At 54.4% G+C, this 26,734-nt stretch carries 26 protein-coding genes and 1 riboswitch; of the genes, 22 read left to right on the top strand and 4 right to left on the bottom strand.

Annotated features, from left to right (window positions below; all coding sequences use genetic code 11):
- Nucleotides 1–56 precede the first annotated feature (56 nt).
- The 3 genes from FLZ89_RS06260 to rsmI are packed head-to-tail and all read left to right on the top strand — an operon-like array spanning nucleotide 57 to nucleotide 2,026.
- Nucleotides 57–869: a PSP1 domain-containing protein gene (locus FLZ89_RS06260; RefSeq protein WP_141263624.1), complete on the top strand. Its 813-nt coding sequence runs from the start codon at nucleotides 57–59 to the stop codon at nucleotides 867–869.
- On the top strand, nucleotides 859–1,176 hold the full coding sequence (locus tag FLZ89_RS06255) for an initiation control protein YabA (protein ID WP_141263625.1): 318 nt from the start codon (nucleotides 859–861) through the stop codon (nucleotides 1,174–1,176). The genes FLZ89_RS06260 and FLZ89_RS06255 overlap by 11 nt, the downstream gene beginning before the upstream one ends.
- A complete protein-coding gene (gene rsmI, locus FLZ89_RS06250; RefSeq protein WP_141263626.1) occupies nucleotides 1,169–2,026 on the top strand; it encodes a 16S rRNA (cytidine(1402)-2'-O)-methyltransferase in 858 nt (285 codons plus the stop codon). Before FLZ89_RS06255 ends, rsmI begins: the two co-directional genes overlap by 8 nt.
- Before the next feature lie 45 nt (nucleotides 2,027–2,071).
- Here rsmI and FLZ89_RS16435 read toward each other — a convergent pair whose 3' ends face one another.
- Nucleotides 2,072–2,329: an AbrB/MazE/SpoVT family DNA-binding domain-containing protein gene (locus tag FLZ89_RS16435; protein ID WP_141263627.1), complete on the bottom strand. Its 258-nt coding sequence runs from the start codon at nucleotides 2,327–2,329 to the stop codon at nucleotides 2,072–2,074.
- 184 nt (nucleotides 2,330–2,513) lie between these two features.
- On the opposite strand from FLZ89_RS16435, the gene metG reads away from it, so the two are divergent.
- Both metG and FLZ89_RS06235 read left to right on the top strand, forming a co-directional pair.
- On the top strand, nucleotides 2,514–4,466 hold the full coding sequence (gene metG / locus FLZ89_RS06240) for a methionine--tRNA ligase (protein ID WP_141263628.1): 1,953 nt from the start codon (nucleotides 2,514–2,516) through the stop codon (nucleotides 4,464–4,466).
- Nucleotides 4,467–5,237: a TatD family hydrolase gene (locus FLZ89_RS06235; RefSeq protein ID WP_141263629.1), complete on the top strand. Its 771-nt coding sequence runs from the start codon at nucleotides 4,467–4,469 to the stop codon at nucleotides 5,235–5,237.
- On the opposite strand, the gene FLZ89_RS06230 is transcribed toward FLZ89_RS06235, so the two are convergent.
- Nucleotides 5,238–6,365: an AAA family ATPase gene (locus FLZ89_RS06230; protein ID WP_141263630.1), complete on the bottom strand. Its 1,128-nt coding sequence runs from the start codon at nucleotides 6,363–6,365 to the stop codon at nucleotides 5,238–5,240. It abuts the gene before it with no gap.
- Between the two features lie 294 nt (nucleotides 6,366–6,659).
- Between FLZ89_RS06230 and FLZ89_RS16395 the strand changes: the two genes are divergently transcribed.
- From FLZ89_RS16395 to FLZ89_RS06210, 4 genes are all read left to right on the top strand, one after another.
- Complete coding sequence (locus FLZ89_RS16395) at nucleotides 6,660–7,589, top strand: 3D domain-containing protein (protein WP_277997545.1); 930 nt, start codon at nucleotides 6,660–6,662, stop codon at nucleotides 7,587–7,589.
- A gap of 114 nt (nucleotides 7,590–7,703) precedes the next feature.
- A complete protein-coding gene (locus FLZ89_RS16390) occupies nucleotides 7,704–8,705 on the top strand; it encodes a ubiquitin-like domain-containing protein (protein WP_172613475.1) in 1,002 nt (333 codons plus the stop codon).
- Nucleotides 8,706–8,829: 124 nt separating this feature from the next.
- On the top strand, nucleotides 8,830–9,711 hold the full coding sequence (gene rsmA, locus FLZ89_RS06215) for a 16S rRNA (adenine(1518)-N(6)/adenine(1519)-N(6))-dimethyltransferase RsmA (RefSeq protein WP_141263632.1): 882 nt from the start codon (nucleotides 8,830–8,832) through the stop codon (nucleotides 9,709–9,711).
- On the top strand, nucleotides 9,711–10,193 hold the full coding sequence (locus FLZ89_RS06210; protein WP_172613474.1) for a ribonuclease H-like YkuK family protein: 483 nt from the start codon (nucleotides 9,711–9,713) through the stop codon (nucleotides 10,191–10,193). The genes rsmA and FLZ89_RS06210 overlap by 1 nt, the downstream gene beginning before the upstream one ends.
- 97 nt (nucleotides 10,194–10,290) lie before the next feature.
- Here FLZ89_RS06210 and FLZ89_RS06205 read toward each other — a convergent pair whose 3' ends face one another.
- A complete protein-coding gene (locus tag FLZ89_RS06205) occupies nucleotides 10,291–11,076 on the bottom strand; it encodes a LysM peptidoglycan-binding domain-containing protein (protein WP_141263634.1) in 786 nt (261 codons plus the stop codon).
- A gap of 237 nt (nucleotides 11,077–11,313) precedes the next feature.
- Between FLZ89_RS06205 and yabG the strand changes: the two genes are divergently transcribed.
- The 13 genes from yabG (at nucleotide 11,314) to FLZ89_RS06135 (ending at nucleotide 23,065) form a co-directional block, all read left to right on the top strand.
- On the top strand, nucleotides 11,314–12,225 hold the full coding sequence (gene yabG, locus FLZ89_RS06200) for a sporulation peptidase YabG (RefSeq protein ID WP_172613473.1): 912 nt from the start codon (nucleotides 11,314–11,316) through the stop codon (nucleotides 12,223–12,225).
- A gap of 143 nt (nucleotides 12,226–12,368) precedes the next feature.
- On the top strand, nucleotides 12,369–12,644 hold the full coding sequence (locus FLZ89_RS06195) for a Veg family protein (protein ID WP_141263635.1): 276 nt from the start codon (nucleotides 12,369–12,371) through the stop codon (nucleotides 12,642–12,644).
- A gap of 97 nt (nucleotides 12,645–12,741) precedes the next feature.
- Entirely contained in the window at nucleotides 12,742–13,551 is an 810-nt protein-coding gene (locus FLZ89_RS06190) for an electron transfer flavoprotein subunit beta/FixA family protein (protein ID WP_172613687.1), read from the top strand.
- A gap of 13 nt (nucleotides 13,552–13,564) precedes the next feature.
- The gene (locus FLZ89_RS06185; RefSeq protein WP_141304645.1) at nucleotides 13,565–14,593 is read left to right on the top strand and encodes an electron transfer flavoprotein subunit alpha/FixB family protein; all 1,029 of its coding nucleotides are present in this window, start codon (nucleotides 13,565–13,567) and stop codon (nucleotides 14,591–14,593) included.
- Nucleotides 14,594–14,661: 68 nt separating this feature from the next.
- A complete protein-coding gene (locus FLZ89_RS06180) occupies nucleotides 14,662–15,960 on the top strand; it encodes an FAD-dependent oxidoreductase (protein WP_141263637.1) in 1,299 nt (432 codons plus the stop codon).
- Nucleotides 15,960–16,238, top strand: a complete 279-nt coding sequence (locus tag FLZ89_RS06175; protein ID WP_141264093.1) for a ferredoxin family protein — start codon at nucleotides 15,960–15,962, stop codon at nucleotides 16,236–16,238. The genes FLZ89_RS06180 and FLZ89_RS06175 overlap by 1 nt, the downstream gene beginning before the upstream one ends.
- A gap of 90 nt (nucleotides 16,239–16,328) precedes the next feature.
- Entirely contained in the window at nucleotides 16,329–16,757 is a 429-nt protein-coding gene (locus FLZ89_RS06170; protein ID WP_141263638.1) for a ferritin-like domain-containing protein, read from the top strand.
- Nucleotides 16,758–17,241: 484 nt separating this feature from the next.
- A riboswitch (cyclic di-GMP riboswitch) is annotated at nucleotides 17,242–17,328 on the top strand.
- 197 nt (nucleotides 17,329–17,525) lie between these two features.
- Nucleotides 17,526–18,785, top strand: a complete 1,260-nt coding sequence (locus FLZ89_RS06160; RefSeq protein WP_141304643.1) for an ATP-binding protein — start codon at nucleotides 17,526–17,528, stop codon at nucleotides 18,783–18,785.
- Nucleotides 18,786–18,810: 25 nt separating this feature from the next.
- Nucleotides 18,811–19,140, top strand: a complete 330-nt coding sequence (locus tag FLZ89_RS06155) for an STAS domain-containing protein (protein ID WP_141304642.1) — start codon at nucleotides 18,811–18,813, stop codon at nucleotides 19,138–19,140.
- Nucleotides 19,141–19,878 (top strand): PP2C family protein-serine/threonine phosphatase, encoded by a 738-nt coding sequence (locus tag FLZ89_RS06150; RefSeq protein ID WP_141304641.1) that lies wholly within the window; start codon nucleotides 19,141–19,143, stop codon nucleotides 19,876–19,878. It abuts the gene before it with no gap.
- Nucleotides 19,859–20,179, top strand: a complete 321-nt coding sequence (locus FLZ89_RS06145; protein ID WP_172613472.1) for an STAS domain-containing protein — start codon at nucleotides 19,859–19,861, stop codon at nucleotides 20,177–20,179. The genes FLZ89_RS06150 and FLZ89_RS06145 overlap by 20 nt, the downstream gene beginning before the upstream one ends.
- 6 nt (nucleotides 20,180–20,185) lie before the next feature.
- Nucleotides 20,186–21,994 carry a DUF342 domain-containing protein gene (locus FLZ89_RS06140; RefSeq protein ID WP_172613471.1) on the top strand — a complete coding sequence of 603 codons (1,809 nt, stop codon included), beginning with the start codon at nucleotides 20,186–20,188 and terminating at the stop codon, nucleotides 21,992–21,994.
- Nucleotides 21,995–22,120: 126 nt separating this feature from the next.
- Nucleotides 22,121–23,065, top strand: a complete 945-nt coding sequence (locus FLZ89_RS06135) for a 3-hydroxyacyl-CoA dehydrogenase family protein (protein ID WP_141304639.1) — start codon at nucleotides 22,121–22,123, stop codon at nucleotides 23,063–23,065.
- Nucleotides 23,066–23,148: 83 nt separating this feature from the next.
- Here FLZ89_RS06135 and nifJ read toward each other — a convergent pair whose 3' ends face one another.
- Nucleotides 23,149–26,667 (bottom strand): pyruvate:ferredoxin (flavodoxin) oxidoreductase, encoded by a 3,519-nt coding sequence (nifJ, locus tag FLZ89_RS06130; protein ID WP_141263646.1) that lies wholly within the window; start codon nucleotides 26,665–26,667, stop codon nucleotides 23,149–23,151.
- Between the last annotated feature and the right edge of the window lie 67 nt (nucleotides 26,668–26,734).

Raw genomic sequence — 26,734 nt, 5'->3', positions numbered from 1 at the left:
TCGTGATGCTTAGCTTCCACCATTATTAAATAGACGCAAATGCAGGGAGGTGAAACATTATAGTTACTGTTATTGGCGTTCGGTTTAAAAAGGCCGGTAAAATATATTACTTTGACCCTGGCGAACTGGAGCTTAACAGGGGCGACCATGTAATCGTGGAGACTACCCGGGGCCTGGAATATGGTGAAGTGGTCATCCCGCCGCGCCAGGTTGATGAAGACCAGGTAGTGCAGCCGTTGCGGCCGGTTATCCGCCGGGCAACGGCGGCCGATACCGAACAGGTGAATATCAACCGCCAGAAAGAGAAGGAAGCCTTCGTCATCTGCCGGCAAAAAATTGCCGAGCACGGTTTGCCCATGAAATTAATTGACGTCGAATTTACCTTTGACGTGAGCAAAATCATTTTCTACTTTACGGCCGAAGGGCGGGTCGACTTTCGCGAGCTGGTCAAAAACCTGGCGGCTATCTTTCGCACCCGCATAGAATTACGCCAGATTGGTGTCCGGGATGAAGCCAAGACGCTGGGTGGGCTGGGTTGCTGCGGCCGGCCTATCTGCTGTGCCACTTTTCTGGGTGAGTTTGACCCGGTTTCCATCCGTATGGCCAAAGAACAAAACCTGTCTTTAAATCCCACCAAGATTTCAGGCCTGTGCGGCCGGCTTATGTGTTGCCTGCGTTACGAGAATAACGTTTATGAAGAGGCACGACGCCACTTCCCTCCGTGTGGCACCATGGTCAAGACACCGGCAGGTTCGGGCCGGGTAACAGGGCACAATATCCTTAAGGAAACCGTCATGGTCGAAATACCCGAGCATGGTACTATGGAATTTCCCCTGAAAAATATCGGGAGAGAAGAGCATGAGCAGTAATTTTGCGGATTCTCAAGGCGGCACACTGGCTGTAGCCCTGGCGGAACTGGAAGGGCACCTGGGTGAGGTTTTAAAGGAAGTCCGGCGCCTCCGGGCTTTAGCGCGGGCCCTGGAGGAAGAAAACCAGCGCCTCAGGACTATCATGTTTGCAGAACAGGCCGGGGAAGGAGGTTACCAGCAGCTATTACGCTTTTATGAGGAGGGTTTCCACGTTTGCCCGCCCCATTTTGCCCGGGTGCGGGATAGTGATGGCTGCCTTTTCTGCTTGAGTTTCTTAGAGAAGAAGGGATTACATCCCCATGGCTAGCCTTTACCTGGTAGCAACCCCCATTGGCAATCTGGAAGACATTACCCTGCGGGCTCTAAAGGTCCTGCAGGAGGTCGATTTAATCGCTGCTGAGGATACACGCCGCACCCGGGAACTCCTGGCCCATTATGATCTGCACACGCCCCTGACCAGTTATCACCGCCACAACCAGGCCAGTAAAACTCCTTATTTATTAAAGATGCTCCAGGAAGGCAAGGAGGTTGCTGTTGTTTCCGATGCCGGCCTACCGGGCATCAGCGACCCGGGAGAAGAGCTGGTGCGGCGAGCGATAGCCGCCGGCATCACAGTAGTACCCATTCCCGGCGCCAACGCCGCCCTTACGGCCCTGGTGGCCTCCGGTTTACCGGCCGGCCGTTTCGTCTTTGAGGGTTTTTTGCCCCGGGCCGGGAAGGAGCGCCGGGAAAGGCTGGCAGCCCTGGCGGCCGAGGAACGGACCTTGATTTTTTATGAGGCCCCGCATCGCCTGGTGGCTACCCTGGCGGATTTAACGGCAACCTTGGGAGAACGCCGGGTTGCCGTTGGCCGGGAGCTGACAAAAAAATTTGAGACCATCTGGCGGGGGTTGCTGTCGGAAGCAGTAGCGCATTTCCAGGCCAACCCGCCCCGGGGAGAGATTACCCTGGTAGTGGCCGGGGCCGACCCGCCCCCCTTGCCGGCTTATGATCCGGCCCGGGCGGCAGCGGAGGTGGCGGAGCTGGAAGCTGCCGGTTGCGACCGTAAAGAGGCTATGGCCAGGGTAGCCAGGCGCTACGGCCAGCCCCGGCGGGAAATTTATCGCGCCTGCCTGCAGGCCCGTAAAAAAGGCTGCCAGGCTCCCCTGACAAAATAAAAGGCGCCTGAAGGCGCCCCTTTTCCATACTTGCTTTTACCTGATTTAGACAGCCCTGGCCTGCTGGCTCATGGCTTCCAGGCATGACCGGCAGACGTTTTTGCCGTGGAAATTGACGATGTCCTCGGCATTACCACAGAAAACACAGCCGGGCTCATACTTTTTCAGGATAATTTTCTCGTGGTCGACGTAAATCTCCAGGGCGTCTTTTTCATCGATGCCCAGGGTACGCCGCAGCTCAATGGGAATGACTACCCGGCCGAGCTCGTCCACTTTACGTACCACACCCGTAGATTTAATCATGGCTCTCCCCTCCCCATTTCAACATGTTTCGACAACCTGTCTATATGGTACCAGCGTTTCCAGTAAAAGTCAACCATATTTCGGACAAAAAATTAGCCTTCTCGCGCCATTATAGCCAAAACTTGACAACTTGCTCTTTTTTTTAATATAATACTCCTGAATTTGCCGAAAGGGGACGACCAGGATGGGGGACAAGGTTTTCTACGTTACCACCCCTATTTATTATCCCAGCGATAAACTGCATATTGGTCATGCCCTGACGACCACCATGGCCGATACCCTGGCCCGCTACAAGCGCCTGCGTGGTTATGATGTTTATTTTCTCACCGGTTCCGACGAGCACGGCCAGAAGATCCAGCGCAAGGCCCGGGAAGCAGGCCTGCCGCCCAAAGCGTACGTTGACGGGATAGTGGCCACTTTCCAGGAACTCTGGCGCCGTCTTAATATTTCTTATAACGACTTTATTCGCACCACCGAACCGCGCCATACGCGGGTGGTCCAGCAGCTGCTGCAAAAAATTTACGACCAGGGGGATATCTATAAGTCCACCTACGAGGGCTGGTACTGTACCCCCTGTGAAACCTTCTGGACAGAACGGCAGCTCAAGGACGGCAACTGCCCCGACTGCGGCCGGCCGGTGGAACTGGTAAAGGAAGAAAGCTATTTCTTCCGGATGAGTAAATATGCCGATCGCCTGTTGCAATATATAAAAGAACATCCTGACTTCATCCTGCCCGTTTCCCGGCGCAACGAGATGATCAGCTTTATTGAAGGCGGCCTTGAGGACCTGTGTATATCCCGGACCACCTTTGACTGGGGTATACCGGTGCCCATGGACCCCAGGCATGTTATTTATGTCTGGTTTGATGCCCTCACCAACTACATTTCCGCCCTGGGCTACGGCACGGAAGATGATCGCCTCTTCCGTAAATACTGGCCGGCTGCCGTGCACCTGGTGGGTAAGGATATCGTCCGCTTCCATACCATTATCTGGCCCATTATCCTCATGGCCGCCGGTATTGACCCGCCGCGCCAGGTCTTTGGCCACGGCTGGCTCCTGGTGGACGGCGGCAAGATGTCCAAGTCCAGGGGCAATGTTGTCGATCCCATGGTGCTCATCGATCGCTACGGCGCCGACGCCATCCGTTATTTCCTCTTGCGGGAAATGCCCTACGGCGCCGACGGTTACTACAGTGAAGAGGCCTTAATTGCCCGCATCAATACCGATCTGGCCAACGACTTTGGCAACCTGTTGAGCCGCACGACGGCCATGATTGAAAAATTTAACGGCGGGGTGATTGCCGCGCCCTGCAGCCCGGAGCCCCTGGATGAGGAGTTAAAGGCCATAGCCAGGGCTGTGCCGGATGAGGTGGACGCGGCCCTGAACAATTTTGAATTCGCGCGGGCCCTCACCGCCATCTGGCGCCTGGTTAACCGGGCCAATAAATACATTGAGGAGACGGCTCCCTGGGCCCTGGCGAAAGACCCCTTAAAGAAACCGCGCCTGCAGACGGTCCTTTACAACCTGGCCGAGGCCATGCGCCAGGCTACCATCATGGTGGGGCCCTTTATGCCCGGCGTACCGGCCCGGGTGTGGGAGCAGCTGGGCCTTGCGCATGTCCCTGCGGCCCATACGTGGGAAAGCCTGGCCACCTGGGGAGGGATTCCCGCCGGCACCCGGGTGAAACGAGGCCCGGCCCTCTTCCCTCGCATTGAACTTGACGAACAGGAAGGAGAAGACCAGGTGACACTACAGGAGAAGCCGGCGACGTCGCCCGCAGTTAAAGAAGACACAGCTGTTAAACCCGTGGCCGAAGAGATAACCATCGAGGAATTCGCCCGGCTCAAGCTGCGGGTAGCTGAGGTGCTGGCCGCAGAAAAGGTGGCCAACGCCGACAGGCTCCTGAAGCTGGAAGTTAAAGTTGGTGACGAACGGCGGACTATCGTGGCGGGCATCGCCCGCTACTACCGGCCGGAAGAACTGGTGGGCAAAAAGGTGGTTATTGTAGCCAACCTGAAGCCGGCCAAAATTAAGGGCATTGTCTCCCAGGGGATGGTGCTGGCGGCTGTCGCCGGCGATACCTTAAGCCTCATCACACCGGAGCGGGCTGTTCAGGACGGCGCCCAGGTGCGGTAAATGCCGGAACTCATTGATTCCCACGCCCACCTCAACGATCCGGCCTTTGCCGCCGACCTGAACGGTGTCCTGGGCCGTCTGCAGGAGGCCGGCGTCGTGGCCGTAATCAACGTGGGTTATGATGTATCCTCTTCCCGGCGGGCGGTGGAGCAGGCCCACGCCTGGCCCTTCATCTACGCTGCCGTGGCCGTCCACCCCCATGATGCGGCGACTTTCGACACTGAGGCGGAGGCGGTCATCGGCGGCCTGGCAAGGGACAGCCGGGTGGTGGCCATTGGCGAAACGGGGCTTGACTACTATCGCAACCTTTCGCCGCGGCAACGCCAGCAGGAAGTCTTTCGCTGGCACCTGGAGCTGGCCCGATCTTTACGCCTGCCGGTGATTATCCATGACCGTGACGCCCATGGGGATACCCTGCGGATTTTAAAAAAGGCTGGGCCTTTCCCGGCGGGGGGCGTTCTCCACTGCTTCTCCGGCAGCTGGGAAATGGCCCGGGAGTGCCTGGAGATGGGCTTTTATATCTCCTTTGCCGGCCCGGTGACCTTTAAAAATGCTTCCAAGTTGCGGGCTGTAGCGGCACAGGTACCTCTGGAGCGGCTGCTGATTGAAACCGACTGCCCTTACTTAACCCCGGAGCCGTACCGCGGCCGGCGCAACGAACCGGCTTATGTAGAACTGGTGGCCGGGGCCATAGCCGCTGTCCGGGGCCTGGCACCGGAAGCCGTCAGCGAAGCCACCGCGGCCAACGCCCGGCGCCTGTTTGGGATTTGATCAGAAAAATTCCCGCAGTACGTAATCACGGAACATCGGCTCAACGAATGTATAAGACCCGCGCCCCTTCTTCTCGATCACTGTTTTAGCCAGCAAATGATCTATCGTCCGTTTAATTTCATTAGGATTGGCGTTTTCTATGCTATAAATGCTGGTTCCTGTGGCAATGCGCTTTAATACCTGGCGTCCAGTGAAACTCAGGTTTAGATCGTCTAGTAATTCATCGTAGATGGGTGCAAGAGTCAGCAGGGCACGATCATATCCCAAGCGTACAAACTCAAGGGATATGGTGTTCTGCCCGGCTTCAAGCAATGCGTAGTATAGTTCGGAACATACAACCATCGTGTCCTGGGGATGCCCTCCGGTTTTACGGGTAATTTCCTTTATTGCTTCCGGGGTAGATGTGATTCCCCTGGTGCGGAACTTTTTGGCAATATATTCCGCCCAGGCCGTTTCGGGAATCGAGGGTATGGGAAGAATAGTGGCGAACCGGTAAAAGGCTTCCTTTTTGTCAGCGAATAGGGTTTTCATTATGCCCTCTTTTGATCCCAGGAACAAGTAGGCCACATCTTCTTGATTTTGAAAATAGGAACGCATCTTTTTATAGATTTCCGTCCCTGCTACCCGGCAAGCGTCTTGAAATTCATCGAACAAGATAACCACCGGCTTTTTATCCCGTTTAGCCAACACCCCGGGCAAGTTCAGCGCATAGTCAAGCAAGGCTTCATCGCTTTGCTCGCCTTGCGAAAGCCCCAAATCGAGTTCAAGGTCCTGGAGCTTAATTGCCAGTTTCGCAGTGCCGACAATGGTTTTAGTCCGGTCTTTCCACGCATCGATTGTCTTGCGAATGCCAGTCCTGTTTTCCAGGCAAGCGTTAATCAGCGCAACGGCCAGATCACGCTTGCTGGAAAGCCGGAAAAGATCAACTGAAGCGATATAAAAACCTTTTACCTTTAGCTGCCTTAGCACCTCATGGGCCAACGAGGTTTTTCCTATGCGCCGTGGGCCGTAAAGCATGACGCTTTGACCCTCAGAGAGCCTGGTTACAAGGGAGGTAATGAAGTCCTCCCTGTCGACGATATCTTCTTCCGCAACAGGACCGCCGATGGGAAATAGCTTACCTGGCATTATCAACGCCCCTTGATATTATTATCCATGATTATTACTTATTGTGTAATATTATATTACACAAAGCGTAATAAAGCAATATTTTCCCGGCCATTCCAAAACTCGCTCCAGTAAATAGGGGTATACCGCTTGAAATAGGTTATAATCCTCCTGCCTCCAGGGCAGGATTTTCTACGGGTATAAAAGGCGAATATTCTGGCAAGGCTATAGCTGGCATAATATGGAAGGAGTGACGTTATGTTCAAGATATTTCCTCCTTCCGGCCAGCGGCCTGCCTCTGGTCGGAGAAAACTATTGCTGGAGCTGACCTGCCTGCTGCTAGGGCTCCAGTCACTGCTGCTGGTAGGCTGGACCGGTAAACGCGTCGATATTTTTGCAGATGGCGGCGCCAGGCAGGTGGCCACCAGCCAGTGGTTCTTTGGCGAAGGATGGGACCCTGCTGGCAGCCAGATAAGAATAGGTGACTGGGTTTTACCCTTGCCCGGCGCCTGGTTCTGGCCAGGTTTAAAGCTGATCATGGCCGGCAGTGTGCCGGTAGCGGCTGAGATTGCCGGTCAGAACCTCTGGTCCCAGGTGCCGTTACCGGCGGCAGCCGGCATCCTGGCCCAGGAGGGCATAACCCTGGGTCCTGAAGACCGGGTAGAGAGCAATCTGGGCAGCAATGATCCATACCAGTATGTCCGGGTCATCAGGGTGGAAAATGCTATTGAACTGAGCCAGGAAGTAGTACCGCCTCCCCTGGTGCGCCGGCCGGATCGAACTTTACAGCCGGGGAAGGAAAAGGTTGTCCAGGAAGGTCAGCCTGGTGTTCGTTATTATAAATACCAGGTAAAGAAAGAGAATGGCGTCGAAGTCGAACGCCAGCTCCTGGACACCTGGATCGAAGTCCAGCCCCAGCCACGGATAGTGGCCTACGGTAGCCGCGCCTACCCGGCAGTTACGGCGGCCCGGGTGGGGGATACCCTGAAGGTGATAGCTACGGCCTATACCCACACCGGTAACCGGACGGCTACCGGCATCTGGCCCTACCGGGGAATAGTGGCCGTCGATCCCCGGGTCATCCCCCTGGGGACCAGGCTTTACGTAGAAGGCTACGGCTATGCCGTGGCCCAGGACACGGGTGGCCTGATTAAGGGCAACCGCATTGACGTGTTTTTAGAAAGTGAGGCCGAAGCCATCCAGTGGGGCCGGCGGCCGGTTACGGTGCGGATTCTCGGTTATTAGGAAAATAATACCAGATATGGGGGCAGGAAAATCTTCCCCCGCGTCGAAGTATTTATTCGTCGATGCCTCTCAAGAGGCAGGCGTAAAACCGATATTTTGCAGGGAGGTGACCCATTGGACGGGTGGATTACTCACTGGCGCCAGAAGACTTCCCGGGGGCGCCGCCGGCCCTGGCTCTGGCTCCTGGTGGCGGTATTGCTGCTTTTTACCGGCACTGGGTGGGGAGTAATGAACTTTGCCTGGAAGCAGGTAACCCTTCAGGTAGACGGGCGTGAAATCGAGGCCCGGACCTTTGCCGGCCAGGTAGGGCAATTTTTAAATGAGCAGCAGATTACCCTGGGGCCAGAGGATGTTGTTCTGCCGGCCCTGGACGCACCTGTGACTAAAGGCATGGTGGTGACGGTCAAAAGGGCCGTTCCGGTAAAGATAATTGCCGATGGGCAGGAAAGGGAAATATGGACTCCTTCGGTGACGGTGGCCGAGGTTTTAAATAAGGTGGGAGTAACCTTGCAGCCGCAAGACCGGGTTACCCCGGATCTAACCACCACCGTAAGGGCAGGAGACACAATTAAAGTTACCAGGGTCACCTACAAAATGGAAACGGTTAACAGGGAAATTAATTACCGGGTGGAGCGCCGACCCGACGGGAAAATAGAAAAAGGTATTACCCGCCTGGTGCAGAGGGGGCAAAAGGGTATCCAGGAAGAAACATACCGGATCGTCTATGAAGACGGGCAGGAAACAGGCCGCGAGCTGGTAGTAACCAGGGTAGTTAAAGAACCTGTACCGGAGATAATAGCTGTAGGAACCCTGGATATGGCTTCCCGTGGGGGGTACAGTTTTCGCTTTGAGCGGGTTATCTGGGCCGTCGCTACGGCATACACCCACACTGGTTCACGGACGGCGACGGGGGTTTATCCCCGGGTAGGGACCATTGCCGTGGACCCCAATGTAATTCCCCTGGGTACCAGGCTCTACGTGGAAGGCTATGGCTTTGGCATTGCCCAGGACGTGGGCAGTGCTATCAAGGGTAACCGCATTGACGTTTTTCTGGACACGGAGGCGGATACGGCCCGCTGGGGCGTCCGCCGGGTGAAGGTTTATATTTTGCGCTAAAACCACCCTCCGGCGGGTGGTTTTTTGTTTTATGCCATCCGGCCTGCAATTTAGGTTTTTTCCATTTACATATATTTGTACCGTGGCTGCAGATGTAGTATAATACCTCTATGGAGGGATAGGGGTGGATTCTGTAGCCACGCCAGGTAAAACCCTGGCCCTGATCCGGGAAAAAGGGCTGGTACCCCGTAAATCCCGGGGCCAGAATTTTCTTGTGGATAGCAACATCGTGCGAAAGATCGCCAGGGCCGCCGGCCTTGGCCCTGATGATACAGTTGTCGAGATAGGCCCCGGCCTGGGGGCCCTTACCCAGGAGCTGGCGGAACAGGCGGGACTGGTAATTGCCATTGAAATCGACCGGGATTTAATATCTGCTTTAGAAGAAAACTTAAAGGATAAGGTCAATGTGCGCCTGGTTGCCGGCGACGCCTTAAAAGTTAATTTTGACGAGCTAGTTGCCAGATTTAAGAGAGATGGAGGAGGAAGGTTGCCCACATATAAGCTGGTGGCCAACCTTCCTTATTATATAACCACCCCCATCCTGATGCATTTACTGACCGGTAAATTTCAGATTACGGAACTTGTTTTAATGGTCCAGGCTGAAGTGGGCTACCGGATGCTGGCCTTACCGGGAAGCAAGGATTACGGCGCTTTGAGTGTAGTGGTCCAGTATTATACAAAACCAGCTATTATCTTGAAGGTACCGCGCACCGTCTTTTACCCGCGGCCGGAGGTCGACTCCCTGGTTGTGAAACTGACCCGCCGACCTGAGCCGGCCGTACAGGTAGGGGATGAAGATTTCTTTTTCCGGGTGGTCCGGGCCGCCTTTAACCAACGGCGTAAGACTCTATTAAACGCCCTGGGGAGCCTGGGGTTGGAACGTCCCCTGTTACTAAAAGCGATGGCAGCTACCGGAGTTGATCCCCGGAGAAGGGGAGAGACCTTGACGATTGAAGAGTTTGCCAACTTGAGTAAAGCGTTACAACAGCAAATAGAAAGAAGGTGATGACGGTGTATTATATCAGTCCTACCAAGGGTCGCCTGACGGCTGAAGAAATGTTTGCCGACATGATGCAGTTTATCGAGGCCAATCCCGAAGCCCAGTACAAGATCATTATTGGCACGGATTCCCAGGCTCGGCTCCGCACCTGCTTTGTTACAGCTGTAATAGTTCACCAGGTAGGCAGGGGAGCCCGTTACTACTACAGAAAAAGGTACCAGCGCAAGATTACTTCCTTACGCCAAAAGATCTTTTATGAAACGGCTTTGAGCCTGGAAACGGCCACCTTTATCGCTCAGAAGCTATCAGCCAGCGGTCATGCTGATCTCAACCTGGAGATCCACCTGGACATCGGGCCCAACGGCAATACCAGGGATTTAATCCGGGAAATTGTCGGCATGGTGGTGGGCAGCGGTTTTGCCGCCAGGATCAAACCCTATTCATGCGGGGCCTCCAAGGTGGCCGATAAATATACCAAGAGCGGTTAAAGCAGGTCGACACCGGCCTTTTCAAGCCCGGCGGTTATGTAAAAAAGGTGGCATGGCCTAATTTTAAGGCCGCCACCTCAATTTTTTAATGCAATTTTTAACGAGCAAAGACATGGTTGCCAATCTGGGTAATAATGGTCCGTGTCCAGACCCAGGAATTTGCTGGAACTAGAGCCGGATTCCAGAAATAGAGGGCTCCGCCGCTTGGATCGTAGCCCCGCAGGGCTTCGCGGGCCGCCTGGTAGGCAGTAGCATCGGGGGTCAGGTAAAACTGGCCGTCGTTTACCGAAGTAAAGGCATCAGGTTCATAGATGACACCGGCGATGGTCCGGGGGAAACGCCCGTCCCGGGTACGGTTAATGGCTACTGCGGCCACGGCTACCTGGCCGGCATATGGTTCACCCCGGGCTTCACCATAGATTAGATGGGCCAGCAGGTCCAGATCGCTGGAACTGTAATTACTGCTTGTACCCCGGGAGGCCGCAGGCTGGTAGGGTCCGGCCGGGATGCGTAAGATTTGTCCCGGGTATATAACATCGCTGGTGAGATTATTGGCGGCCATGATTTGCTGGTAGGACAGGCCGTAGCGTTGACCGATAAGGAATAGGGTATCGCCGGGCTGGACGACGTAAGTACTACCATCCCGGTCAGGTACCCAGAGGGTCTGGCCGGGATAGATCCACGTACTGGTCAAGTTGTTTGCTTGTTGGAGATCCCAGGCGCTGATACCGTAGCGCAGGCCGATGAGATAGAGGGTATCGCCGGGCTGGACGGTGTAGGTGGCGGCACCTGCTGGGCCGGCAAAGACGAGGATACCGATTAGCAGGAGAGAAGCCAGGCAAAATAGCCGCAGGCTGGGAAGAACTGTTCTGGAAATTGCCATCAACTCCTTCGAACTATTTTTGCTATATCTCCCGGCCTGTCATCCAGCTTACTACAATTATACATTTAATTATCATGGCCCGTCATTGTTAAATAGTTACCAGCATCGGAGCATTATGGTAACTTTACATAATCATCAGGGCAAGATGAAAGGTTATTGCCCGGGTACAGCCCTCACCTCCTTAAATCCCGGGGCATAAAATAGAATGATACAGGGCTTACGGGGGAGGGGAGAAGGTTGAATAACATTAAGCCCGGGGATATCGTGGCGCGGAAAAAATACGGTAAAGATATTTTTTTTAAAGTAAAGTCACTTATTATAACTGATGCGGGAGAAACGACTGCTATTTTAAGAGGACTGGATGTCAGGCTGGTAGCTGATGCCCCCCTGGAGGACCTGGAACTGCAGCCGGCCGAAAAAGTGCTGCGTTACCGCCATTGCGACATTCAAAAGCACAGCCTTTGTTTCCGGCGGATTTTGCAGCGCCGGGAAGCCGAGAGGGAGGTTTTTTTACTGCGGGGTGAAAGGCCGGGCCGGGAAGAAAGGGAACCGGACAAGAGGGAAGACATCCCTGGCGATGGTTTTTTTGAGGTACCGGGCCGGGTGCTGCATATTGACGGCGACGAGGAATACCTCGATAAATGCCTCCATGCCTATGAGCAGCTAAAAATACCGGCCCAGGGCGTATGCCTGCCTGAAGAACAGCAGGCAGCTAAAGTGGAGGAGCTTTTAAAGGAATATACCCCCGATATTCTGGTCCTTACGGGTCATGATGGCCTGCTACGGGAAAAGAGCAGCAATTATACCGATCTGGACAGCTACCGCCATTCGAAGCACTTTGTAGCGGCAGTAAGGGCGGCTCGGACTTTGAGGCCTACCCATGATGACCTGGCTATTTTTGCCGGGGCCTGCCAGTCCCATTATGAAGCCCTGCTTAAAGCCGGAGCCACCTTTGCCAGTTCGCCCCGCCGGGTTTTAATTCATGCCTACGACCCGGTTTTTGTAGTGGAGCGCATTGCCTATACAACCATTGAAAAAACCCTGGGCCCTGCGGATATAATTAAAGATACCATCACCGGCAATGAAGGTATAGGGGGCATAGAGATTAAAGGCAAACTGCGCCTTGGTTACCCTACTTCCCCTTATTGAAGATATCTTAATAACAAAGGCGAAAATTATACCATTATTCCCCTTGACAATAAGCCGGTTTCTCTAGTAGAATAAAATGAATAACTTGACACCACCCTCCTGCTGTTGTATAATAAGGTATACGCGGAAAGAGGGTGGTCTTTTTGGCGGGCAAGGAAGTACTGGCAACTATCAGAGAGGACCTGGAGGCCCGGGTAGGCCAGAAGGTAAGGCTGAGGGCCAACCGCGGGCGGAAAAAGATCCTGGAGAGGACCGGTATACTGGAAAAGACTTACCCCAACATCTTTGTAATCCGACTGGAAGAGAGTAAAAGCCCGGAACGCCGGATATCCTTCAGCTATACCGATGTCCTTACCAATACAGTAGAATTAATGGTCGAGGGTGAGACCGGCGTTAAAAAACTTGGCGCCAAACATTAAGGGGCTATCAGGTCATACCTGATAGCTTTTTGTATCGCAATGATTGCATATTTTAAGTTACCCTACCCCATACTACCAGCAGGGGTGGGGTTTTTTGTTGCAAATAGTGGTCTGTGTCAAACAGGTACCGGACACGGCTGAAGTCAGGATTGACCCCCGGACCAATACTCTGGTCCGGGCCGGGGTACCGGCCATTATCAACCCCTTTGATGCCCATGCTGTCGAGGCCGCGGTCCGGCTAAAGGAAAAGTACGGCGGCCGTGTTACGGCCCTGTCCATGGGGCCGCCCCAGGCTGAAGAGGTGCTGCGGCGGGCCCTGGGTATGGGGGCCGACCAGGCTATCCTCCTCACCGACCGGGCCTTTGCCGGTTCCGATACCCTGGCCACCAGCTATATCCTGGCCCGAGCCATCGAAACCATAAGCCGGGAAACGCCGGTTGATCTGGTCTTTTGCGGTAAGCAGGCCATTGACGGCGATACGGCCCAGGTAGGGCCGGGAATAGCCACCCGGCTGGGTTTCACCCAGCTGACCTATTGTATGGCCATTGACGCCGTAGATTTGGAACAGGGTTACATCCATGTCCAGCGCAAGCTGGAAGGAAAGCGGGAAATCATCCGCGGCCGGTTGCCGGCCCTATTAACGGTGGTTAAGGACTTAAATGAACTGCGGTACCCTTCCTTGCCAGCCTTAATCAGGGCGGCCCGGGCAACCATCACCACCTGGGGTAAAGACAACCTGGACCTTGACCCGGCGCAAATTGGCCTCAAAGGCTCTCCTACCTCCGTCCGGCGCATCTTTGCCCCACCGGTACGGCCGGGCGGAGAGATAATTCCCGGCGATCCCCGGGAAGCGGCGGCGCTCCTGGTAGAAAAACTCGTACAGACGAAGGTTATAGCTGATAAATAATGGAGGAATACCCATGCCGGCTAATACAGCGAATGCCGGTTATCGCGGCGTCTGGGTCTTTATTGAACAGGTGGGGGGAGAAGTAGCCCCCGTCTCCTGGGAACTCCTGGGGGCAGGCCGGCAACTGGCCGGTGCCCTGGGGGTAGAGCTGGCCGGGGTCCTGCTGGGCCAGGGGGTGGCCGGCCTGGCTGACGGGGCGTGGGTCTACGGGGCGGATAAGGTCTACCTGGTCGAGAACCCCGTCCTGGCACACTACCGTACGGCCCCCTATGCCCGGGCCCTGGTACAGCTGGTAAAACAGTACCAACCGGAGATACTGCTCCTGGGGGCCACCAGTCTGGGCCGGGATCTGGCGGGAGCCGTGGCCACCGCCCTGGGCACCGGCCTGACGGCAGATTGCACCAGTCTCACCATTGACCCGGAAACACGCCTCCTGGAGCAGACCCGGCCGGCCTTTGGCGGTAATGTCATGGCCACCATTCTCTGTCGCCGGCACCGTCCCCAGATGGCCACCGTCCGGCCGCGGGTTATGCCCATGCCGTCCCGCCAGGAAGGCCGCCGGGGAGAGCTGGTGCGGTTGGATATGGCCTTCAATGAAGCCGAGGCCCGGGCCGAGGTTATAGAGGTCATCGAAGAAAAAAACAAAGCCGTCTACCTTGACCGGGCGGAGATCATCGTTGCCGGTGGCCGCGGCGTGGGGTCGAAGGAAAACTTACGCCTCCTGGAAGAACTGGCCGGGGTCCTGGGCGGCACCCTGGGCGCCTCACGCGCGGCGGTGGAGGCCGGATGGCTGCCTCCGGAGTACCAGGTGGGCCAGACGGGGGTTACCGTGCGGCCCAAAATCTATTTTGCCATCGGCATTTCCGGAGCCATCCAGCACCTGGTTGGCATGCAGGGTGCCGACGTTATCGTAGCCGTTAATAATGACCCGCAGGCCCCAATTTTTAAAATTGCCACCTATGGTATCGTCGGCGATTTACGGGAGGTAGTTCCGGCATTAACAGCGGAATTTCGCCGCCGGCTGGCCCCGGGACCCGCGTAGGCCGGCAACAAACAGGGTTATTTAATAGTATACACAGTTTATCTGCAGTTTGACTTGGGGGCATTATTATGGCGCTTAGGTTTGAAGTCGTCGTTGTGGGCGCCGGGCCGGCCGGGCTAGCGGCGGCCATAACCCTGGCCCGGGCCGGCGTGGAGGTAATTATCTTTGAACGCGGCGAGCACCCCGGGAGCAAAAACGTCATGGGCGGGGTCCTTTACCGCCACCCCACCGAAACGATAGTTCCCGGGTTTTACCGGGAGGCCCCTTTAGAGCGGCCGGTGGTGGAGCAGCGCCTGTGGTTGCTAACCGATGAAGCGGCCCTTACTTTGGGTTACAAAAGCATGGCCTTTGCCGTCGAGCCTTACAACGCCTTTACCGTGCTGAGGGCCCGCTTTGACCGCTGGCTGGCGGAACAGGCCGTGGCAGCCGGGGCCTTGCTGATTAATGAAACCGTCGTCGAGGACCTTCTCTGGGAGAAGGATCGCGTCGTTGGGGTAAGGGCGGGCCGGGCTGAGGGCGATGTCCGGGCGGAGGTAGTCATCCTGGCCGAGGGCGCCAATTCCCTTTTAACCCAGAAGGCCGGCCTGAAAAAGGACGGCATCAATACCAACCAGCTGGCCGTAGCCGTCAAAGAGATCATTGCCCTGCCCCGGGAAAAGATTGAGGACCGCTTTAACCTGGAAGAAGGCCAGGGCTGCACCATTGAACTCCTCGGTGAAGCCACTAAAGGTATGATGGGTACGGCCTTTATCTATACCAACAAGGATTCCCTATCCGTTGGTGTAGGCGTCCTTCTGTCGAGCCTGATCCGCCGCCGTTTGAACCCCAACGATCTCCTGGAACACCTGAAAAGTCATCCCATGGTGCGGCGGCTCCTGGCCGGGGGGGAGAGCAAGGAATACCAGGGCCACCTGATTCCCGAAGGCGGCTACCGGGCCATTCCTAAACTCTATGGCAACGGCGTCCTGGTAGCCGGTGACGCCGCCATGCTGGTCAACGGGATTCACCGGGAAGGCTCGAATCTCGCCATGACCTCCGGCCTGCTGGCAGCGAAAACCATCCTGGCCGCCCGGGAAAAGGGCGACTACAGCGCGGCCAACCTGGCGCCCTACCGGGAGATGCTGGCGGAGAGCTTTGTCTTGCAAGACTTGCAGAAATACCAACGGGCCCCCTTTTTCTTTGACCAAAATCCCCACTTCTTTACCCTGTATCCGCAGCTCCTTTCCCGGGCCGCCAGGGAGTTTTTAACTGTCGATAATGTACCCAAGGGGGAAAAGCAGAAGCGCATTTGGAGAGAAATTACGGCCCAACGCAGCCGTATACAACTGGCCGGGGACCTTTACCACCTCTGGAGGGTGATGGGATGATGCGCCTGGAAGATAAACTCTTCCTCAACCGTTACCAAACGGATAAGCACCCTCACTTAAGGATCAAGGACCGGGAGGTCTGCCGCCACTGTGACGGCAGGCCCTGCACCTTTATTTGCCCGGCCCGGGTATATGTCTGGAATGAAGGGGAGAAACGGATCGAGACGGCCTACGAGGGTTGCGTGGAGTGTGGCACCTGTCGCTACGGCTGCGCCCACGATAACATTGACTGGCGTTATCCCCGCGGCGGCTTCGGCATCCTGTATAAATATGGTTAAACCAATACCTGGACTTGATTTTTTTGTATGGGCACACTTACCAGGAAAACTAATATTATGTAGTATAAGTATACTCCTGGAGGTGGCCCTATGACCATCGAGCAAATAATCAAGCTTCTCAACCTGGACCTGTCCTGGGAATACGCCGCCATGATCCAGTATATCCAGCATGCCAGCATGCTTACCGGTCCCCAGTATGTTGCTATTATCGATGAAGAGCTCCAGCATGCCCAGGAAGAACACGAGCATGCCGTAAAGTTAAGCGACAAGATCCAGTACCTGGGCGGCATTCCTACCGTCCAGGTGCAGGAAATCAAGACCTCCCTCAATAACGTAGAAATGCTGCGCCAGGACCTGGAAGCCGAGTATGACGCCCTGAATCGTTACCTGCAGCGCATTGAACAACTGGAAGCCTTGAAATTGTACGATGTCGCCCAGGTCATCAGGGAGATTGCCGTAGTTGAGCAGGAACATATTATTGACCTGGAGAAGGCCCTGGGTATCCAGAAGGTAAGATAACACCGTTTTGCCCCCTAAGCCATGGATGAAGCAACCAGTGCCATGGCAATTTTTTTGTTACGGCTCTGGCAACCATGGGCGGGGTAAATTAACGATTGCTTTTTTCCGAGAGAAGGAATTTGTTGAGCGGGGTCGAATATAAAAATATTAAAGCAAATTATTGGAGGATAATTCCAGCGATGGCAAAGAGCATAACAGAAATTAACATAAAAAATAAAAATAACCAATGGGGGGGGGGGGGGATTATATGCCTTGTATGTAAAATATTGGAAAAAAGTTTCCCCTCTATTAGCCCCCTTAAAATTACTGCAAATAACATTCCTCCCAACCCATCCAGTGTTACCTTCCATAACACCTCCAGGAACCAGAATTTCCTTGTGATTTTTCGGAAAAATGTCCAGGGGTCACTGGACAGCCGTCACCATACCTTCTCCTCTGCTCCCAGGGTTTCCTAAGAGATATCTTTCTTATGTAAATAGCTTAAAGTGTTCAAGGGCAAACCACTCGAAAGGGTGGGACGCAAAGCCATGGGTCTGTAGCCACTTGTTGGTATGACTGCCAGGCTGCCACTTTAAAGTAAAGGGCAGCCATGCGAATTACTCGTGGCTGCCTTGCTATTTCTAGATGGAACGAAGGCGGGGGCGGGTTCAGTGCAAAGGGATACAGTTACCCAAATTTTACTTGAGATAAGGAAAAAACTTCTCTTTATGGGAGAAAGAGAATCTTTAAACCTGGTTTAAAGCCAGAGCAGTAGAGGGGGGGTCAGCTATGCAAGAGTGTAGCCAGTGTGCCCGCAAGACCCCAGATCGTTCTTGTGTCGATTGCGATTATTTCATGAGTCCCGGCCCTTTGCGCCGCAAGCCGCCGATGCCCATAGGCATTAGCCTGGTTGCCGCCGATGGGAAACGTTATGCCGGCCGTATTCTCGTATTGAATACCATGGAACTGGGCCTGGAAACACGAGCTCCCGTTCCCGGTCAATACCGGATTTATTTAAAGCAGCATCTTAGCCTGGATGTAGCAGGGGTACCGACCAAGGGCAAGGGTAACATCCACCTTTTTGATATCATAGCCGTTTACCGGGGCGAGGAAACAGCCAGCCGCCTGGGTAATGAAGAATACCGTTTACTGACGGGTAGTACCGAGGACTTCATTGAGCAAGTATCCAAATTAGTTCCCGCCCATTTACAGGACCTGGTTAAAGAACGACTACTGGCCGAATTAGAAAGCTCCGAGATTTTTAATGCCATGCGGTTGGGCAAGGTAATGCGTTACGAAAAGGGGCGTTTTCGCCATCTGACAGGACAGGCTGACCTGGAACTGCCCCTGCCGGCAATAGAAAATTTAATGCGCCAGGCAATACACCGGGGAACCCACTGCCGGGAAGTGATAGTAAGTGATGACGGTAAAAGGATTTTTGACCTGCACGGTATACCCCTTGACTCCCGGTCAGGGGGCCTGCTGGCCTTTGATCTAACCGAAATTATTGAAAAGGAAAGGCAGATGCGCCGCCAGGAGATGCAGGCCTACCGGGAAGCCATGGCTGCCGTCACCAATGGGCGCCTGCAGCTTTTGACTTCAGAAGAAATGGTAGCTGTATTATCCCAGGGGAATGAACTGGCAAGGGGAGTAGTTAACAAGGCTGCTGACATAGCTTTAGCTCGCAGCAAGTTATGCAGTCTGATACCTGCGGCTTTTAGCGCCCGCGCGTACGGCATGGCCTTATCTTTAACGGAGGCTTTGACCAATACATTAAAACATGCTACGGGTGGTGAATGGGTGGTACGGCAGACGGATGAGGCCATCCGGGTAATTATTCAAGACCAGGGCCAGGGAATTAAGATAAAAGATTTACCCAAAGCGGCTTTAATGCGACATTACTCCACAAAAAATTCTCTTGGTTGTGGGTTTACTTTAATGCTTTATTATGCTGATAAAGTTTATCTAACTACCGGTTCCAGGGGAACCACCCTGGTCCTGGATTTCCATCAATCAGCAGGTGAAGAAATCTGTTCTCCAGCTTCTTAAGTAAAGAAAGAGGAGGAGCGATATTATGCTGGCAATCTCTGTAACCAAGGGCGATTATGGGCGCTGTTTAAACCTTAAAGGGGAGTTAGACATGGAAACCCTGGCCACGCTGGAGCGAGCAGCAGAAGTACAGGAAGGAGAGGGGCAATTGGAAATAAACCTGGCAGGAGTATCCTTTATAGATTCTACAGGTCTCAGGGGTTTATTAGAAATACAGCGTCGGTGGTCAATGAAGGGAGGTAAGGTACGGGTTATTAACCCCTGTCCAGAGATTGCCGAAGTTTTCCGGCTGGTAGGTATGGAAGAACTTTTAGATTGTAGTGACCAGAGCAAGGCAACCGGGGGTGAATATTAAATGTCCCTGGATACCGGTGGAAATGGGAAACAAATAATACATGCCGGTATACAGGGTGCGGGGTGTAGTATTCCAGCAGACCTGGAAGGCGGCGACTTTTTTGATTTTATTCCCCTGGGGGAAGATCAACTTATTGTTGCTATCGGAGATGTAATGGGTAAAGGTATGCGTGCCGCCGGGCAAATGAAGGAGCTTTGTACAATCTTACATGCCTGTACCAGGAAAGATCTGTCCCTATTAGAAATCATAAATCAGCTGGCTGCAATCGGAGGAAAGCAGCTGCATCGCGCCGGTTCCTTTGCCACCCTGTGCCTTATTTCTTATGAACGGCAGCATAATTGTTTAACCTGCCTCAGCGCCGGACACCCGTCTCCGGTAATATTTTCAGGCCGTAATATCCACGTACCCCGGGTAAGGGGGGTGGCCCTGGGCTTCCTGGAAGAATACCAGGGTACTCGACCGGAACAGGTTGTCCTGTCTCGCGGCGATGTAGTTATCCTGTATACCGATGGCCTGGTAGAAGCCCGCGATGCCAACGGTCAAAATTATGGTTTAAATCGCCTCAAAGAGATAGTTGCCGCCAATACCTGCCTGGATGCAGTTGAACTCCAGGAGGTTATCTTAAATGACTTATTTACCTTTACCGGCTGCAGGCAGCAAAGGGATGATGTAACCCTGGTAATACTTAAGAAAGAGCTGGAAAAGGGGGGTGAGTGTCATGGAGATCAGGGTAAATAAAGAAAAGGAAAAGGCCACCCTGCTGGTAGCGGGGGAATTGGACTACAGCAATGTTGCTCAGCTGCAGCAAGAGATTGAAAGGCAGGAGGCTCCCGTGGTGGAGGTAGTTCTTAAGGACCTGCAGTTCATGGATTCCTCCGGTGCCGGGATGCTTCTCAGCCAGGCCAGGTTGTTGAGCCAGCAGAACCGCGTTTTGAAAATTACCCATATACCCGCAAATATTCGCCATGACCTGGAAATAATCGGCTTTTTCCGCGTCTTAGAAACCCTTAAAGGCGCCCCTCAAAGTGGAGGGGAGTGATTGCATGTGGAATCTTTAAAGACTGGAGCCCTTGAACAGCCCGGGGAAAAGGGCGTGGCGCCTCGGGCGGCCGTAATAAACGGACAGCTGGTAATAGAACACCCGCCTGGAGGCCCTTATCCGGTGATCGTGCCCTGCCCGGGGTTGCGCCTGGTAGTAAATGGGGAAGAACGAAGCGAACCGACGCCTGTAAATGAGAAGGACAGGGTGGAAATAATCGTCCTGGATGAAAGGCGGGAAGGATACTGGCAGGTAAAGGTTAGTGCGGATAAACAGGAGGCATTTTTACAGGTAAAACCCTGGGTATTAGTCCGGCGGCAAGTGCGGGACCTGCCACCAGCGCGGGTTTTATACCTGGAGGTCCTGGAGCACGAAGATTTCTATAAACCCTTTACCCTGGAAGATTTAACCAGGGAAATGGGGCGCCAGGGTATCAAGTATGGTATCGACTGGCAGGCCTGTGCCCGGGGACTTGAAGCCTCAACCGAGGGTACTTTAATTATTGCCCGGGGGCAACCACCAGTACCAGGTAAAGACGCCACGGTAGAATTATTCTTTACTACCCAGCAAAAGGTTCCAGTAGCAGTCGGAGAAGAGGAGACAGTGAACTTCCGGGAAAGGTTTCGTTTTACCGCGGTTGAAGCCGGAATGGTCCTGGCCAGGAAACACCCGGCCGAAGTTGGGCGGCCGGGGAAGGCGGTAACGGGGGAAATAATCGTGCCCCCCGAGCCCAGGGATATTCAAATGACAGCCGGTTCCGGCGCTGTTTTAAGCAAAGATGGTTTGGAGATCATTGCTACCATAGCCGGCCGCCCCGTGGCAAGGGGGGTTAAAGGGCGGGTTGTTATCAGTGTGCTCCCCGCCCTCATGCACCCTGGTAATGTTGATATTACCTCGGGAAACATTTCTTTCACCGGCGATGTAATGATTGCCGGCCAGGTTGAAGAAGGGATGAGTGTTGAGGCTGGCGGTAATATTTATATAGAGGGCGCTGTATCCAGGGCCATGGTCCGGGCCGGGGGCTTAATTGAGGTAGGCGGCAACGTTTTTTCTTCCCTGCTGGCCGCCGGGAGTACGGTGGCTTTGCAGCAGAAATTCGGCTCAATACTTGCCAGGGTTGCTGCCATCCTGGAGCAATTTGTAGCCGCTGCTACCCAGCTTTTCCATCATCCTTCCTTCAAAAAGGATGACCTTAAAGGTGGTATTGGTCCCCTGGTATTACTGCTTTTAGAGAAGAAATTTCGCGAGCTTCCTGCGGCGGTAGAATTACTAAAAAAGGAAGCCCACAGCCTTCCTGCTATATCAATGAATAGTTCGACGGCATTGATAAATGAACTGGAACGCCTGGTAAGGACACCATTGGCCATCAACAGTTTAGAACAACTGGAATCAATGTTGAAAGAAATTATAACCTGGCGGGATGAGATTAATATACCGCCTCAAGGTGCGGCCGACATTATAATTCACTACGCCATTAACTCAACCGTTATAGCCACCGGTAACATTAAAGTAATAGGTGATGGCTGTTATCATACCAGGTTGCAGGCCGGGAAAGCGGTAGCTGTGCATGGTGTGTTCCGCGGTGGGGAGATCCAGGCCCAGGGTGACGTTTATATTAAAGAACTGGGCTCCCGTACCGGTACGAGTACCAGGGTCGAAACCCAGGCCGGGGCTACTGTGACCATAGCTCATGCTTTTGAGAATACTTCCATCCGGATAGGTTCCCGCCAGTATTCTTTTGTTCAGGAAGAATGGGGAGTGCGGCTATGGCTTGACCGGGAAGGAAACCTGGCCAGGCGTACTATTCCAGCCTGATAGAAGCTAGCCGGATACAACCCCCCCCTGAAGGGGGGCTTTTTACTTCCAGGAGGAAATCAAGGGTGGAGGAAGAATTATTAAGGGGTTTTCGCAATAACTAGACTGTGGTAAAGAAGGGATATCATGCAACTTGAAGACATCAAGGAAATAGCCGTTTTAGGTACCGGCACCATGGGCCATGGTATTGCTTTATTATGCGCCCTGGCAGGCTATCAAGTGCGGCTTTTTGGCCGTAGTGAGGATAGCCTTAACCGCGGCTTCCGGAACATTCGCTCCGGCCTGGAGTTGCTGGCAAAGGGTGGCCTCGTGGAGGCTTCCCGGACTGAAGGAGTTATGACGAACATTAAAGGGTTCACAACCCTTGCTGAGGCCGTTACAGGGGTTGATTTTGTCATTGAAGCCATTGTTGAGGACCTGGCTGTTAAGCAAGGGGTATTTCGCGAAGTCGAGGCCCTGGTTCCACCCCACACCATCCTGGCTTCAACCACATCCGGCCTGGACCCCACAAAGCTGGCGGCATTAACCAGGCGGCCGGAAAGGGTTATTGTTACCCACTTCTGGAATCCACCCCATTTACTCCCCCTGGTAGAGATAGTGCGGGGAGAAAAAACGACTGACGCTACCGTGGGAGTTGCCATGGCTCTGGTTGCCAGATTGGGTAAGAAACCCATTGAAGTCAAAAAGGCTATTCCCGGCTTTGTGGGCAACCGGTTGCAGTTCGCCCTCCTGCGCGAGGCCCTGTACATCGTCGAACAGGGCTGGGCGACGCCAGAGGATGTGGATGCGGCCGTTAAATATAGCTTTGGCCGGCGCCTGGCAGTTACCGGTCCCCTGGAAAGCGCCGACCTGGGCGGATTGGATGTGTTTTATAGCATCCAGTCTTACCTTAACCAGGACCTCTGCCATGAACGGGGGCCGTCACAGCTTCTCAAGGAAAAAGTAGAGCGGGGAGAACTGGGTGTAAAGACCGGCCGCGGCTTTTACGACTGGCAGGATGGACGGGTGCTGGCCATTAAAAAAGCCAGGGAAGAAGACCTGATTAAGCGGCTGCAGGAAGATAAGTTTTGAGAAGACGGTTGCTCATGTTTAGTTGAGAGTTAAAAAGGCCAGGAGTTTTAACTCCTGGCCTTTTTGATTACAGGCTATAGGGTCTACCCTTCCGCCAGCTTCTTGTAGTATTCCAGCCGGGCTTTGGCATCGGCTTCGGCCTTGGCGAAGAGTTCTTCGGCCTTTTCCGGGAACTGATTCTGCAGGGAGGTGTAACGAATCTCGCCCATCAGGAAGTCCCGGAAGCTGGCTTTAGGAGCCTTGTAATCGAGAATGAACGGGTTCTTACCTTCTTTGATCAGGTCCGGGTTGTAGCGATACAGCGGCCAGTATCCGGATTCGACTGCTTTTTTGGCTTCCAGCTGGCTGTGGCTCATGTCGATACCGTGGTTAATGCAGGGCGCATAGGCGATAATCAGGGAAGTACCCTCGTATTTTTCTGCTTCTACCAGAGCCTTTAACAGCTGGGTATGGCTGGCTCCCATGGCTACGGAAGCCACGTAGACATAACCGTAGGACATGGCCATGAGGCCCAGGTCCTTCTTTTTGGTGTATTTACCGCCGGCAGCGAACCTGGCCACGGCACCGGTCTGGGTGGCCTTGGAGGACTGACCGCCGGTGTTGGAGTAGACCTCGGTATCCAGGACCAGGATGTTGACATTGGCGCCGCTGGCCAGAACATGGTCCAGGCCGCCGTAGCCGATGTCGTAGGCCCAGCCGTCGCCGCCGATGATCCAGATGGATTTTTTCGTCAGGTAATCCTTCAGCCCGTCAATGGCTAGCAGCAGTTCCTTAACGCCGCCGTCGGCCTGCTTGATCTCTTCCGGCAGGAGGGCTTTAATTTGATCGCCTAACTCCCGGGAACGGTCGGCGTCTTCCTTGCCGGCCAGCCAGGCCTCACAGGCGGCCTTGAAGGCGGCGCTGACCGGTGCGGCCAGGACCCTGGTAATGGCGTCGGTTAGCTCTTCCCGGCGTTTTTCCACGGCCAGGCTGATACCGTAACCGAACTCGGCGTTGTCCTCAAAAAGGGAGCTGGCCCAGGCCGGACCATGGCCCTGGCGGTTGACGGTGTACGGGCAGGTCGGTGCGCTGCCGCCCCAGATGGAAGAACACCCGGTAGCATTGGCAATAATCATCCGGTCGCCAAAGAGCTGGGTAACGAGTTTAACATAAGGTGTCTCGCCACAACCGGCACAGGCACCGGAGAACTCCAGCAGGGGCTGGCGGAACTGGCTGCCTTTAACGGTGGCCGGATTGAAATTAACCTTTACTTCCGGCAACTGCTCGGCAAATTTATAGTTTTCGTTTTCCACGGCCGCCACTTCATCCAGAGGCACCATGGTCAGGGCCTTGACCTTGGCCGGGCAGACATCAACGCAGTTGGCACAACCCGTGCAGTCCAGGGGTGACACCTGGATGCGGAACTTCAGGCCGGCAGCCTCTTTGCCAATGGCATCTCTGGTGACAAAGGAAGCCGGGGCCTGAGCCAGGTCTTCGGGCCGCGCCAGGTAGGGACGGATGGCCGCATGGGGGCAAACCAGGGAGCACTGGTTACACTGGATGCAGTTTTCAGGTAGCCACTGAGGAATATTAACGGCAATCCCCCGTTTTTCATATTTAGTGGTACCGGTGGGGAAGACCCCATCGGGAGTAAAAGTGCTGACCGGTAGCTGGTCGCCCTTCAGGGCCATTATTGGCCGCACGACCTTGCGAATGAATTCAGGTTCGTCATTGGGGGTCGTGGCTGCGGCCTCGTCCCGGGCTTCGGCCCAGGCAGCCGGGTATTTAATCTCTTCCAGGCCTTCCAGGGCCCGATCCACGGCGGCCAGGTTCATGTTAACGATTTGCTCGCCTTTCTTGCCGTAGGTCTTGACGATGGAGTCCTTAATAAACTTGATGGCATCGTCTACCGGGATAACATTGGCAATCTTAAAGAAGGCGACCTGCATGATGGTGTTAATGCGCCCGCCAAGGCCGACTTCCTGGGCGACTTTTACCGCATCGATATTAAAGAAGCGCAGTTTCTTACTGGCGATGGTCCGCTTCATGGCAGCCGGCAGGCGGATTTCCATCTCCTCGGCGCTCCAGGGGGAATTCAGGAGGAAAATCCCGCCCGGTTTGATACCTTCCAGCAGGTCATAACGGGTGACATAGGAAGGATTATGGCAGGCGATGAGGTCCGCCTGATCGATTAAATAGCACGATTTAATCGGCTGGGGCCCGAAGCGCAGGTGGGAGATGGTGACACCACCTGATTTTTTGGCGTCATATTCAAAGTAACCCTGGGCATAAAGTTCGGTATGATCGCTAATAATTTTAATGGAGTTCTTGTTGGCGCCAACGGTACCGTCGGAACCCAGGCCAAAGAACTTGCAGCGGAAAGTTCCTTTGGGTGCCGTATCGATATATTCTTTGATTTCCAGGGAAGTATTGGTCACATCATCGATAATGCCGACGGTGAAATGGTTCCTGGGCGTGTCCGCCGCCAGGTTGTCAAAGACGGCCTTCACCATGGACGGGGAAAATTCCTTGGAGCCGAGACCGTAGCGGCCGCCAACGACAAGGATATTCCTGCCGTTTTCGGCCAGGACCGCCCGCACATCCTCGTAGAGGGGTTCGCCGGCGGCACCGGGTTCCTTGGTACGATCCAGGACGGCTATCCGTTGCACTGAAGCCGGTAACACCTTAAGGAAGTGCTCGGCCGAGAAGGGTCGGTAGAGGCGGACCTTAATGAGGCCAACCTTTTCGCCCTTGTCCACCAGGTAATTGACCGTTTCTTCGATGACCTCGCAGGACGACCCCATGGAAACAATGACCCTTTCCGCATCCGGGGCGCCGACATAATCAAAGAGGTGATAATAGCGGCCGGTGAGGGCGCCGACCTGCTCCATTACCTGGGCGACAATGCCCGGCGTGGCCAGGTAATAGGGGTTGGCCGCCTCCCTTTGCTGGAAGTAGATATCCGGGTTTTGGGCTGTACCCCGCTGGTGGGGGTGCTCCGGATTTAAGGCGCGGGCGCGGAAAGCACGAATCGCCTCCCAATCCACCAGTTTGGCCATATCTTCATATTCAATGACGTCGATTTTCTGGATCTCGTGGGAGGTCCGGAAACCATCAAAGAAATGGACAAAGGGCACCCTCGCCTTCAGGGTAGCCAGGTGGGCTACCAGGCCCAGGTCCATGACTTCCTGCACCGAGGCGGAAGCCAGCATGGCAAAACCTGTCTGCCGGGCGGCCATGACATCGGCATGGTCGCCGAAAATGGACAGGGCATGGGTGGAGAGGGCCCGGGCAGCTACATGGAAAACAGTGGGCAAAAGTTCACCGGCAATCTTGTACATATTGGGGATCATCAACAGCAAACCCTGGGAAGCAGTAAAGGTGGTCGTCAGGGCGCCACCGACCAGGGAACCGTGGACAGCCCCGGCGGCCCCAGCCTCCGACTGCATCTCAATAACCTTCAGCGTCTTACCAAAAATGTTCTTGCGGCCGTGGGCGGCCCATTCATCAGCAATTTCGGCCATGGGCGAGGATGGCGTAATGGGGTAAATGGTAGCCACCTCGGACATGGCATAAGCCACATGGGCGGCTGCAGTGTTACCATCAAATGGTTGCTTGGGCATATGGGCATTCTCCTTCACCAAGAAATTTAAGCCATACCCCTGGTCCCTATATTGATTCCATATATTA

The organism is Moorella sp. E306M (genome assembly GCF_006538385.1).
Classification (GTDB): domain Bacteria; phylum Bacillota; class DSM-521; order Neomoorellales; family Neomoorellaceae; genus Neomoorella.
The sequence above is the reverse complement of the archived record's forward strand: the minus strand, read 5'-3'. Positions and strand labels throughout refer to the sequence as shown.